The sequence below is a fragment of the Escherichia fergusonii ATCC 35469 genome (assembly GCF_000026225.1).
Taxonomy (GTDB): domain Bacteria; phylum Pseudomonadota; class Gammaproteobacteria; order Enterobacterales; family Enterobacteriaceae; genus Escherichia; species Escherichia fergusonii.
In genome coordinates, this window is sequence record NC_011740.1 from 2,285,468 (window position 1) to 2,297,409 (window position 11,942).

The window sequence follows — 11,942 nt, forward strand, 5'->3', positions numbered from 1 at the left end:
TTCTGCTCCCTTCTGGTGTCGAAAATCCCGGCAAACAGTTTGCCGTTTCTTGCGCAAAAGCAGCGGGTAAAGTAGCCTGAGTAAAACTTCATTCAGCAACTGAGCCTACTGCATGTTAAAGCGCGTTTTCTACAGCCTGTTAGTCCTGATCGGCTTACTGCTGTTGACTGTGCTCGGCCTTGATCGTTGGATGAGCTGGAAAACCGCACCTTATATTTACGATGAATTGCAAGATCTCCCCTACCGCCAGGTCGGGGTGGTCCTCGGCACGGCAAAATATTATCGTACTGGCGTTATTAATCAGTATTACCGCTACCGTATTCAGGGAGCGATTAATGCTTATAATAGCGGCAAAGTAAATTATTTATTACTGAGTGGCGATAACGCGTTACAAAGTTATAACGAGCCGATGACGATGCGCAAAGATTTAATTGCAGCAGGTGTTGATCCCGCTGATATTGTCCTCGATTATGCGGGTTTTCGTACGCTGGATTCCATTGTGCGCACGCGCAAGGTGTTTGATACTAACGATTTCATTATAATTACCCAACGTTTCCACTGTGAGCGGGCATTATTTATTGCCTTGCATATGGGGATTCAGGCCCAGTGTTATGCTGTTCCTTCCCCGAAGGATATGTGGTCAGTTCGCATTCGTGAGTTCGCCGCACGCTTCGGCGCCCTGGCAGATCTCTATTTCTTTAAGCGTGAACCCCGTTTTTTAGGCCCGCTGGTACCCATTCCATCTATGCATGAAGTCCCTGAAGATGCTCAGGGATACCCAGCGGTTACGCCAGAGCAATTACTTGAATTACAAAAGAAACAAGGAAAGTAGTGATGGATATTCAGCAGTTTTTTGTCGTTGCTGTTTTTTTCCTTATCCCGATATTTTGTTTTCGCGAAGCATGGAAAGGCTGGCGTGCTGGCGCGATTGATAAACGGGTTAAAAATGCACCGGAACCGGTGTTTGTCTGGCGAGCAAAAAATCCCGGACTCTTCTTCGCTTATATGGTGGCATATATCGGCTTCGGTATTTTATCTATCGGCATGATTGTTTATCTTATTTTCTATCGTTAATATTTTCCCTCTCCTGTTAATTATTGAGAATAATTATTACTTCACTCAATAAGCTGCGGATATAACATTCTGAACCGCAGCTATTTGTGAATCCTTTCACAGTTTAAATTTCCCCACGCGCATAGCCTTAATATCAGCACGCAATATTTATACTCTAAATAATTCGAGTTGCAGGAAGGCGACAAGTGAGTGAGTCCCCCGGAGCTTACATAAGTAAGTGACTGGGGTGAGCGAACGCAGACGCAGCACATGCAACTTGAAGTATGACGAGTATATTTAGCGTTCGCCTTAATTACTCATAGCATTAAGGAAGATCACATGCCGCAACAAAATTATCTGGATGAACTCACTCCGGCTTTTACGCCTTTACTGGCAATAAAAGAGGCATCCCGCTGTTTATTATGTCATGACGCCCCCTGTAGTCAGGCTTGTCCGGCGCAAACTGACCCAGGGAAATTTATCCGCTCAATCTACTTTCGTAATTTTAAAGGCGCTGCCGAGACAATTCGCGAAAATAATGCCCTCGGTGCCGTTTGTGCCAGAGTGTGTCCAACGGAGAAATTATGTCAAAGCGGTTGTACCCGTGCCGGTGTTGATGATCCAATTGATATTGGCCGCTTGCAGCGTTTTATCACTGATTTTGAACAACAAACCGGGATGGATATTTATCAGCCAGGCACTAAAACGCTCGGTAAGGTAGCGATTATTGGCGCGGGCCCTGCCGGGTTACAGGCCAGTGTGACGCTGACAAATATGGGTTACGACGTCACTATTTATGAAAAAGAACCACAGCCCGGTGGCTGGCTATGTAACGGTATTCCGCAATTTCGGTTACCGCAATCGGTGCTGGATGCAGAAATCGCCCGTATTGAAAAAATGGGCGTGACCATTAAGTGCAACAACGAAGTCGGTAAAACAATCACCCTGGAGCAACTAAAAGCGGAAAACCGCGCAGTACTTGTCACCGTAGGGTTGTCGGGCGGTTCCGGGCTACCGCTGTTTGAGCATAGCGACGTTGAGATTGCCGTCGACTTCTTGCAACGTGCACGACAGGCGCAGGGCGATATCAGCATTCCACAAAGCGCATTAATTATCGGCGGCGGTGATGTCGCGATGGACGTTGCCAGCACGCTGAAAGTTCTCGGCTGTCAGGCGGTAACCTGCGTAGCACGTGAAGAGTTAGATGCGTTTCCGGCAAGCGAAAAAGAGTTTGCCAGCGCCCGGGAACTGGGCGTTTCGATCATCGATGGATTCACACCAGTAGCCGTGGAAGCCAATAAAGTCACGTTTAAGCATGTACGGTTACCGGGCGAACTGACGATGGCGGCAGATAAAATTATTCTCGCCGTCGGCCAGCATGCCAGACTGGATGCCTTTGCGGAGTTAGAGCCGCAGCGTAACACCATCAAAACACAAAATTACCAGACCCGCGACCCGCAAGTCTTTGCTGCTGGCGATATTGTTGAGGGTGACAAAACCGTGGTCTATGCAGTGAAAACCGGGAAAGAAGCCGCCGGGGCGATTCATCACTATTTAGAGGGAGCTTGCTCATGTTAACGAAAGATCTTTCGATTACTTTTTGCGGCGTGAAGTTTCCCAACCCGTTCTGCCTCTCTTCTTCGCCGGTAGGCAACTGCTATGAGATGTGCGCCAAAGCCTACGACACGGGCTGGGGCGGCGTGGTGTTTAAAACGATCGGCTTTTTTATCGCCAACGAAGTCTCGCCGCGTTTTGATCATCTGGTGAAAGAAGATACCGGTTTTATCGGCTTCAAAAATATGGAGCAGATTGCCGAGCATCCGTTGGAAGAGAATCTGGCCGCCCTGCGTCGGCTGAAAGAAGATTATCCTGACAAAGTATTGATCGCCTCGATCATGGGGGAAAATGAGCAGCAGTGGGAAGATCTGGCGCGCCTGGTGCAAGAAGCTGGTGCCGATATGATCGAGTGTAACTTCTCCTGTCCGCAAATGACTTCTCATGCGATGGGTAGCGATGTCGGGCAAAGCCCGGAACTGGTAGAAAAATATTGTCGGGCGGTGAAACGCGGTTCTACGCTGCCGATGCTGGCGAAGATGACGCCGAATATCGGTGATATGTGCGAAGTGGCGCTGGCGGCGAAGCGCGGCGGCGCAGATGGCATTGCGGCGATTAACACCGTTAAATCCATTACCAATATCGATCTTAATCAGAAAATTGGTATGCCGATCGTTAACGGTAAATCGAGTATTTCCGGATATTCCGGTAAAGCGGTAAAACCGATCGCCCTGCGCTTTATTCAGCAAATGCGCACCCATCCTGAGCTGCGCGATTTCCCGATCAGCGGTATCGGCGGTATTGAAACCTGGGAAGATGCGGCAGAGTTTTTATTGCTCGGTGCAGCGACATTACAGGTGACCACCGGTATTATGCAGTACGGGTATCGGATAGTGGAAGATATGGCGAGCGGGTTATCACATTATCTCGCCGATCAGGGGTTTGATTCGTTGCAGGAGATGGTAGGTCTGGCGAATCACAATATTGTCCCGGCGGAAGATTTAGACCGTAGCTATATCGTCTATCCCCATATCAATCTCGATAAATGTGTCGGATGCGGACGCTGTTATATTTCCTGTTACGACGGCGGTCATCAGGCGATGGAGTGGAATGAGAAAACGCGCACACCGCATTGTAATACCGAGAAGTGCGTTGGTTGTCTGCTTTGTGGTCACGTCTGCCCGGTTGGTTGTATTGATCTTGGGGAAGTGAAGTTTAAGAAAGGTGAGAAAGAACACCCGGTGACGTTGTAGAACCAGCGGCGCATCCGGTATTTGGCACCGATTGCCGGATGCGATGCATCCGGCAATACCCAAAATCACATCACTTCTTACGTGCGTATTTCAGTGAATCCAGCGCCACGGCGAAGATAATAATCGCCCCTTTGATGATGTACTGCCAGTATGGGTTTACGCCGATGTACGTCAGGCCATAGTTGATGACGGTAAAAATAATCACCCCAGTCACCACGCCAATCACCGTCCCTACACCACCGCTGAACGATACACCGCCCACCACACACGCCGCGATAGCATCCAGCTCATACATAAAGCCGAGGTTGTTGGTGGCAGAGCCGATACGTCCGGCTTCTAACATCCCGCCGAAGGCATAGAACACACCAGACAACGCGTAGATCATCAGCAGGTTCAGGCCGACGTTGACACCAGATACTTTCGCCGCTTCCGGGTTACCGCCAATGGCAAAAATGTTCTTGCCGAAGCGGGTTTTGTTCCACAACACCCAGACGAATGCCACCGCAATCAACGCGTAGAAAGTGATGTAAGAGAGACGGAAGCTCCCCAGCGCGACAAAGCCCTGAGCAAAGGTAGAGAAGCCACTGTCAAAACCAGAAATTGGCGACGCCCCGACAAAGTCGTAATAGAGCGAGTTGATGCCGTAGACGATAATCATCGTGCCGAGCGTGGTAATGAATGGCGTCACGTTGAGATAAGCGATAATCAGGCCGTTGATCAAACCGATCACCGCACCAATGGCACAGACAATCAGAATTACCAGCGCAATCGGCATCGTCGCCATTTCCGGGAATACTTTGTTAGCGTTATCCATGGACTGCAATAACGTCGCCGCGACTACTGCCGCCAGCCCCACTTGACGACCTGCGGAAAGGTCAGTCCCCTGGGTGACAATTAATCCTGCTACACCAAGCGCGATAATAATACGCACCGATGACTGGGTGAGAATATTGCTTAAGTTTAACAGACTTAAAAATGTTGGGTCCTGGAAAATAATAATCGCCAGCAAAACTAAAAGAACGACGTAAATACCGCCCTCTTTCAGGTAAGTAAGAAAACTTTTCTTATTTAACGCACTCATGGGAGGCCCCTAATCTTAAAGGTGCAAAGACGCAAGACGCAGAATTTCGTTTTGCGTTGTTGTTTTTGTATCGACAATTCCGGAAACGAGGCCATTACTCATAACCAGAATACGGTCTGTTATCCCTAACAACTCTGGCATTTCGGAGGAAATAATAATAATCCCCTTGCCTTTCTTCGCCAGTTCGGCAATTAACTGATAAATTTCAAACTTCGCTCCGACATCAATACCGCGCGTCGGTTCATCGAGCATTAATATTTCTGGTTGCGTTAGCAGCCAGCGCCCAATAATTACCTTTTGCTGATTACCGCCGGAGAGTGAACCAATTTGCGTACGATGTCCCGGCGTTTTTACCCGCATCGAATCAATTACCCACTGGGTATCGCTTTTCATCCGCGAGTTATCCAGCAAGCCAACTTTATTTTTGTAGTTGCGGATATTGGAAATTAACGAGTTAAAGCCAATATCCAGATAGGCATAAATTCCCGTTGAGCGGCGCTCTTCAGTTACCAGTGCAAATCCGTGGTTTATGGCTTCGTTGGCGTTATGGTTATTGATCTTTTTGCCATGCAACGTTATGGTGCCAGCCGATTTCTCGCGAATACCAAATAACGTCTCAACAATATCGGTACGTTTCGCCCCCACCAGACCGGCAATGCCGAGGATCTCCCCTTTATGCAGATCAAACGAGACATCGCGAATCGACGGCTGGCGCAGCGACGTCAGGTTACGCACTTCCAGAATCACTTCGCCTGGCTTGTTTTCTTTGTCAGGGAAACGCTGATTAAGAGAGCGTCCAACCATCATGGCGATGATCTTGTCCATCGTCAGCCCTGCCAGTGGTTCGGTAGCGATCCACTGACCGTCGCGCAATACGGTGACTTCATCACATAACTGGAAGATTTCTTCCATTTTATGCGAGATATAAACAATACCGCAGCCGCGCTCTTTTAATTTACGGATAATAGTGAACAGATGATTGACCTCTTTTTCGGTTAACGAAGAAGTCGGTTCATCCATAATCACAATTTTCGCGTTATAGGAAAACGCTTTAGCGATTTCGATCATCTGCATTTGCGAAACGGATAATGTGCCGACGCGCGCACGCGGATCGATATCAATATCCAGCTCATCAAAAATCGCTTTGGTTTCGCGGTACATTTTGTCCTGATCGACAAACATGCCTTTGGTGGGATATCGCCCCAGCCACATGTTGTCCATCACCGAACGTTGTAATACCAGGTTTAATTCCTGGTGTACCATCGAAATACCATTTTCCAGTGCTTCTTTGGCAGAATGAAAATCGATCTCTTTACCCTGGAACAAAATGGTGCCGGAGTCTTTTTGATAAATACCAAACAGGCATTTTAATAATGTTGATTTTCCTGCGCCGTTTTCCCCCATTAATGCATGGATAGAATGTGGCCGGACTTTTAAATTAACGTTATCAAGTGCCTTAACCCCCGGAAAAGACTTGTTGATACCGCTCATTTCCAACAAGTATTCCCCGGAAGACGGAGTCGTTGAGCTGACCATATAATTTTACCTTGTTGGCCATACAATAAGGGCGCAGTAAACGACTACGCCCAATCAGTCTTATTTCTTGCTGAATTCAGCCAGGTTGTCTTTATCTACGCCAACATAAGGTACGCGGACCACTTTGTTGTCGATTTTCCAGTTGGTGCCATCAGCCGCACCTTTGCCATCGGCCAGGTTTTTCGCCAGATCAAAGGTCGCTTTCGCCTGGTTGTTAGCATCGTTCAGTACGGTGCCCGCCAGTGCACCGGATTTCACCAGCGCCAGCGCTTCTGGCAGCGCATCGACGCCAAACACCGGAATGCTGGACTTGTTGTGTGCTTTCAGTGCTTCTACTGCGCCCATTGCCATCGCATCGTTGTTGGCGATAACCACTTCGATTTTGTTGGCGTTCGGGCCAGACAGCCAGGCGTCCATCTTATCTTTCGCCTGAGCGGTATCCCACATTGCGGTATCTAACTGTAACTGTTCAGTTTTGATGCCTTTGTCGTTCAGCTCTTTAATCACGTAAGTGGTGCGTGCTTCTGCATCCGGATGGCCCGGTTCACCTTTCAGCAGTACGAATTGAATCTGACCGTCTTTGTTGAGATCCCAACCCTGGTTTGCCGCCCAATGCTTAGCAATCAAATCGCCCTGAATAATGCCGGACTCTTTGGAGTCAGTGCCAACATAGTAGGCTTTATCGTAGCTATCCAGCGCCTTACGAGACGGTTCTTTGTTAAAGAAAACCACCGGCACGTTTTGCCCACGCGCTTTCTCAATCACCGTACCCGCAGCTGCCGGGTCAACCAGGTTGATTGCCAGTGCCTTCACCCCTTTCGCCAGCAATACGTCGATCTGATCGTTCTGCTTGGACTGGTCATTCTGAGAATCATTCATCAGCAGCTGAACATCTGGCGCGGCTTTCGCATCTTGTTCGATAGCCTTGCGCACAACAGACATAAAGTTATCGTCGTACTTATAGATTGTTACACCAATACGGGTATCAGCAGCGTGTGCAGTGGCACCGAATAACATGCTGGCCATGATTGCAGACAGGGTTAACACCTTCTTATTCATGAGATCTCCGGTTTTCTTATGCAGGGTAAAGTGCTTGAGATAAATGTCCGGCACTTAGCATTGTTAAAACAAATGTTAAAAGCGCCAGATTCTTTTTATAAATATTTTAAATCATCAGCCTGTAGACGGTCATAAAACAGGCCCAAATGTTGTTATTCCTGGCTGAACCTCGCTAAAAGTGATAATTCACTGTTACATATCGGTTACAGCACTGAAAACGGTGCCATCATAGCCATCACATTGTTAAGATACTGTGAAATCACTCACAGATTGAAAGCGGTTACATCAGGTGATTTGCTTAGTTAGTGATCGCTGCCGCATTCTGTCTGGCAGCAACTGAATGACGACGAACCAGAGTGGGCATAAAGCAGTGACTGGCGGAAAGATCCAGCGTACCCGCTGCCCCTTGTAATGCCAGTTCCGTCGCCATTTTTGCCATCGATGCAATGGGATAACGAACGGTGGTCAGTTGTGGATCGGTATATCGGGCGATAGGGATATCGTCAAAACCGATAATAGAAAGATGCTGTGGAATGGTAATGCCGTTGTCTTTTAACGCGGTTAGCGCTCCTGCGGCCATATTGTCGTTATACGCAAACACGGCGGAGAGTTGCAAATTGCGCCCCAGTAGCTCTACCATCGCGGCTTCCCCTCCTTGCATGTCTGGCGTTCCCATACCAATCCAGCTATCTGGCGGAACAATATCCCGCTCTTTTAGCGCACTCAGCCAGCCTGCTTTACGCATCGCATCATCTTCAATGCCGTGACTGGAGGCAAGGTATCCGATACGTTGATGGCCGTTGTTCAATAACATTCTGGTTGCCATTCTGGCACCGCTACAATTATCGAGGCAAACACAGCGATGTGCATATCCTGGCACCAGACGATTAATCAACACCATTCCGGGTATTTGCTCCATAAACTGGACCAGTTCCTCATCACTGAGCGCTTTTGAATGAACAATCAAAGCATTACAGCGTTGACGAATTAACACCTCAATGGCATGGCGCTCTTTTTCTGCTTCATGGTAGCTGTTGCCAATCAGTACATATTTCTGGTGCTGCTGGGCAACGAGATCCACGGCCTTGACCAGGGCTCCGAAAAAGGCATCTGACACGTCCATCACCACCACGCCGATGGTTTCGCTGATCTGCGTCGCCAGCGCCTGAGCATTGGCGTTCGGACGGTAATCCAGTAGCGTTACCGCTTTCATTACTGCTTCACGCGTGTCAGGGCTGACTAATACACTGTTGTTTAGCACCCTGGAAACCGTAGCTACGGAGACGCCAGCCTGACGAGCCACATCACGTATGGTGATCATATTCACTACCCTGTTCTGAAAATTGCAGTAGGCCACTGCATGCTGGCGGCTATTTTGTCAGCACTGAATACAGGACTTCGTGAATCGAGTCACAGCAATGGAAACGGTTACAGTCATTTTGTTAATGAATGTGATCCAGATCGTTATCTGAGTGTATTGGGAGTTGTTGCCCCTGATGATAGCAGGGTTAAACGACGCCAGAGCCATTCAACGGGTCCCTGCCGAAAGAAATGCAACCAAATAATGGAGAAAAGAAGATTCGCCAGCCATACCGGAACAACAAATAACAGTAGTTCCAGGCGGTTAAACTGCATAAACAGACCGAGCTGGTAAAACAGCGTGGTACAAATTAATGTTTGTAACAGGTAATTCGTCAGCGCCATCCGTCCTACACAGGCAATTGCCAGTACCACTTTAAAGCGGCTGAGCTGCGGCCAATAACCAAACAATAATGCCGCATAACCCACGGTCTGAAACGGCGCACCAATCTCGCGCGGGAGCTGCAATAAAAACGCGCACCAGCGATACGCCCAGTCCAGTCGCCACTGCAATATGATCGCAGGTAAGTTGATGACAACACCAATCACCACCAGCACCATTCCCGTTCGGCGATAATGACGCAGACTGTATTGCCCTTTCAGCCACCCGCTGCGCATCAATGCTGCGCCAATCAACATCATCCCCGCCAGCTGCCAGCCGTACTGCGCACCTAACGCCAGTAGACTGTCTCCGACCGCATTCGCACGATTCCCAATAGCCTCTGCGCTGCCGTGGAGTTTCCAGTATTTTTCATACAAGAGGGTAGACGCATCTGGCGTCCAGGCGCGGCTGGTCTGGCTGTCAGAAATCATACCCAGCAACAGCAATACGCCTAATCCCACCAGATACAGCAATACGCCTGTATTAAACAAACTTTTCACTGAAGGTGCATCGCGTACCAGTCGCCAGCAAATCAACCCCACCAGACCGTAGGCCAACAGAATATCGCCATCCCAGAATAATAACCCGTGAATAAATCCCAACAGAACCAGCAGTGTTAAACGAGACTGGATCCAACGTCTGCCACGCGGCAGCAGCATTTGCAAACCTGCACCAAACAGCAATGCAAAAAGTGTGAGGAATTTAACCTGCCCGATAAGATCAATAAATGCCCAGGTCCAGGCATCTTGCGGCGTAATAGTGCCGTACCAGGCGGGATTGAGATAAGCCGCCTTTGGTAACCCAAAGGCGCTGATGTTTAATAGCAGGATCCCCAGAACGGCGACGCCGCGAACAAAATCGAGCGTGACGTTGCGCTCCATGGTTCCTGCCTTTTAATCAGTTGTGATGACGCACAGCGCGCAGAAACTCGTGGCGCGTATTCTGACTGGATTTGAACAATCCACCAAGAGAGGTCGTTGTCGTGGCACTGGTTGCATCGCGGATACCACGCGCTTTCACGCAGTAATGCACCGCGTCAATAGAGACAGCCACGTTATTGGTACCCAGCAGCGTTTGTAACGCAATGAGAATTTGTTGAGTCAGGCGTTCCTGCACTTGCGGACGCTGAGCAAAGAACTGCACGATACGGTTAATTTTTGACAGGCCAATGACCGAGTCTTTCGGGATATAGGCCACCGTCGCTTTGCCATCAATGGTAACAAAATGGTGTTCACAGGTGCTGGTCAGGGTGATATCGCGCACGGTAACCATTTCATCGACCTTCATTTTGTTTTCAATAAGGGTGATTTTCGGGAAATTGGCGTAATCAAGACCGGAGAAAATTTCATCGACATACATTTTGGCAATGCGATGTGGTGTTTCCATCAAACTGTCATCAGCCAGGTCGAGATTCAGCAACTGCATGATTTCCGTCATATGACCGGCGATAAGGCTTTTGCGCGTTTCGTTATCCATTTCATGCACGGGCGGGCGCAGCGGTGTTTCCAGTCCTCGCGCAACCAGCGCTTCATGAACCAGGGCCGCTTCTTTACTGAGTGATGGCATTTATTTTTCTCCTGCAGGTGTGACGCCTCTGCCCTGCGTGGGGCAAAGTTATTAAGCTGATTAGCAGCCTGATTATTGTGCGTGAGGCGGCACACATAATCCAGTATTCACCGCGATAATTGTTGTAATTGCCGCTGCCTTACAAAGGTGTAATGTTAAAACACGGTTATGTAAATACGGAAGTGAAAGTTACTCACGACACAATGAATTAACGGTATGATGGAGGAATTGCAAACAACACAACAAGGAGCCACGCATGGAATTGCTCGAAGAGCACCGCTGTTTTGAAGGCTGGCAACAACGCTGGCGGCACGACTCCCGAATCTTAAACTGTGCGATGACGTTTAGTATCTTTTTGCCACCGCCCCGCGATAACACCCCGCCACCAGTGTTGTACTGGCTTTCAGGGTTAACCTGCAATGACGAGAACTTCACTACCAAGGCGGGGGCCCAGCGCGTGGCGGCGGAACTGGGGATTGTGCTGGTGATGCCTGACACCAGCCCGCGCGGCGAACAGGTTGCCAACAACGACGGCTACGATTTAGGCCAGGGCGCAGGCTTTTATCTTAATGCCACGCAACCACCGTGGGCGACGCACTATCGGATGTATGATTATCTGCGCGATGAATTACCTGAGTTGATTCAGTCGCAATTTAACGTCAGCGATCGCTGCGCTATCAGCGGCCATTCGATGGGCGGTCACGGTGCATTGATTATGGCGCTAAAAAACCCAGGCAAATACGCCAGCGTTTCCGCCTTTGCGCCGATTGTGAATCCATGCAGCGTACCCTGGGGCATTAAAGCGTTTAGCACCTATTTAGGTGAGGACAAAAATGCATGGCTGGAATGGGACAGTTGTGCGTTGATGTACGCCAGCAATGCGCAGGATGCAATCCCGACACTGATTGATCAGGGCGATAACGATCAGTTTCTTGCCGACCAGCTACAACCTGCGGTGCTGGCGGAAGCCGCCCGTCAAAAAGCATGGCCGATGACACTGCGTATTCAGCCGGGATATGATCACAGTTACTACTTCATCGCCTCTTTTATAGAGGATCATCTGCGCTTCCATGCGCAGCATTTACTGAAGTAAAGTCTG

The 11,942-nt window shown here is 49.1% G+C and carries 11 protein-coding genes; 5 read left to right on the top strand and 6 right to left on the bottom strand.

Annotated elements, in window-relative coordinates; genetic code table 11:
• Positions 1–112: 112 nt before the first annotated feature.
• From sanA to preA, 4 genes are all read left to right on the top strand, one after another.
• Entirely contained in the window at positions 113–832 is a 720-nt protein-coding gene (sanA, locus tag EFER_RS11200) for an outer membrane permeability protein SanA (RefSeq protein WP_000920074.1), read from the top strand.
• A 2-nt stretch (positions 833–834) separates the two neighbouring features.
• Positions 835–1,074, top strand: coding sequence for a DUF2542 family protein (locus EFER_RS11205; RefSeq protein ID WP_000354464.1), 240 nt, complete (start codon positions 835–837; stop codon positions 1,072–1,074).
• A gap of 318 nt (positions 1,075–1,392) precedes the next feature.
• Complete coding sequence (preT, locus tag EFER_RS11210) at positions 1,393–2,631, top strand: NAD-dependent dihydropyrimidine dehydrogenase subunit PreT (protein WP_001136347.1); 1,239 nt, start codon at positions 1,393–1,395, stop codon at positions 2,629–2,631.
• Positions 2,625–3,860 (top strand): NAD-dependent dihydropyrimidine dehydrogenase subunit PreA, encoded by a 1,236-nt coding sequence (gene preA, locus EFER_RS11215; protein ID WP_000956048.1) that lies wholly within the window; start codon positions 2,625–2,627, stop codon positions 3,858–3,860. Before preT ends, preA begins: the two co-directional genes overlap by 7 nt.
• A 70-nt stretch (positions 3,861–3,930) precedes the next feature.
• On the opposite strand, the gene mglC is transcribed toward preA, so the two are convergent.
• The 6 genes from mglC to folE form a co-directional block, all read right to left on the bottom strand.
• A complete protein-coding gene (gene mglC, locus EFER_RS11220) occupies positions 3,931–4,941 on the bottom strand; it encodes a galactose/methyl galactoside ABC transporter permease MglC (protein WP_001275118.1) in 1,011 nt (336 codons plus the stop codon).
• Positions 4,942–4,956: 15 nt separating this feature from the next.
• A complete protein-coding gene (gene mglA / locus EFER_RS11225) occupies positions 4,957–6,477 on the bottom strand; it encodes a galactose/methyl galactoside ABC transporter ATP-binding protein MglA (protein WP_000255032.1) in 1,521 nt (506 codons plus the stop codon).
• Between the two features lie 60 nt (positions 6,478–6,537).
• Positions 6,538–7,536, bottom strand: a complete 999-nt coding sequence (gene mglB, locus EFER_RS11230) for a galactose/glucose ABC transporter substrate-binding protein MglB (protein ID WP_001036935.1) — start codon at positions 7,534–7,536, stop codon at positions 6,538–6,540.
• 298 nt (positions 7,537–7,834) lie between these two features.
• Positions 7,835–8,857, bottom strand: a complete 1,023-nt coding sequence (gene galS / locus EFER_RS11235; RefSeq protein ID WP_000628682.1) for an HTH-type transcriptional regulator GalS — start codon at positions 8,855–8,857, stop codon at positions 7,835–7,837.
• Positions 8,858–9,000: 143 nt separating this feature from the next.
• Complete coding sequence (gene yeiB / locus EFER_RS11245; protein WP_000440946.1) at positions 9,001–10,158, bottom strand: DUF418 domain-containing protein YeiB; 1,158 nt, start codon at positions 10,156–10,158, stop codon at positions 9,001–9,003.
• A 16-nt stretch (positions 10,159–10,174) separates the two neighbouring features.
• Complete coding sequence (gene folE, locus EFER_RS11250; protein WP_001139613.1) at positions 10,175–10,843, bottom strand: GTP cyclohydrolase I FolE; 669 nt, start codon at positions 10,841–10,843, stop codon at positions 10,175–10,177.
• A gap of 256 nt (positions 10,844–11,099) precedes the next feature.
• Between folE and yeiG the strand changes: the two genes are divergently transcribed.
• The gene (gene yeiG / locus EFER_RS11260; RefSeq protein ID WP_000421371.1) at positions 11,100–11,936 is read left to right on the top strand and encodes an S-formylglutathione hydrolase; all 837 of its coding nucleotides are present in this window, start codon (positions 11,100–11,102) and stop codon (positions 11,934–11,936) included.
• The last annotated feature ends 6 nt before the right edge of the window (positions 11,937–11,942 follow it).

Excerpts from the sequence above, each read along its gene's own strand:
- sanA (WP_000920074.1), top strand. The coding sequence starts at position 113 with ATGTTAAAGCGCGTTTTCTACAGCCTGTTAGTCCTGATCGGCTTACTG.
- EFER_RS11205 (WP_000354464.1), top strand. The coding sequence starts at position 835 with ATGGATATTCAGCAGTTTTTTGTCGTTGCTGTTTTTTTCCTTATCCCG.
- preT (WP_001136347.1), top strand. The coding sequence starts at position 1,393 with ATGCCGCAACAAAATTATCTGGATGAACTCACTCCGGCTTTTACGCCT.
- preA (WP_000956048.1), top strand. The coding sequence starts at position 2,625 with ATGTTAACGAAAGATCTTTCGATTACTTTTTGCGGCGTGAAGTTTCCC.
- mglC (WP_001275118.1), bottom strand. The coding sequence starts at position 4,941 with ATGAGTGCGTTAAATAAGAAAAGTTTTCTTACTTACCTGAAAGAGGGC.
- mglA (WP_000255032.1), bottom strand. The coding sequence starts at position 6,477 with ATGGTCAGCTCAACGACTCCGTCTTCCGGGGAATACTTGTTGGAAATG.
- mglB (WP_001036935.1), bottom strand. The coding sequence starts at position 7,536 with ATGAATAAGAAGGTGTTAACCCTGTCTGCAATCATGGCCAGCATGTTA.
- galS (WP_000628682.1), bottom strand. The coding sequence starts at position 8,857 with ATGATCACCATACGTGATGTGGCTCGTCAGGCTGGCGTCTCCGTAGCT.
- yeiB (WP_000440946.1), bottom strand. The coding sequence starts at position 10,158 with ATGGAGCGCAACGTCACGCTCGATTTTGTTCGCGGCGTCGCCGTTCTG.
- folE (WP_001139613.1), bottom strand. The coding sequence starts at position 10,843 with ATGCCATCACTCAGTAAAGAAGCGGCCCTGGTTCATGAAGCGCTGGTT.
- yeiG (WP_000421371.1), top strand. The coding sequence starts at position 11,100 with ATGGAATTGCTCGAAGAGCACCGCTGTTTTGAAGGCTGGCAACAACGC.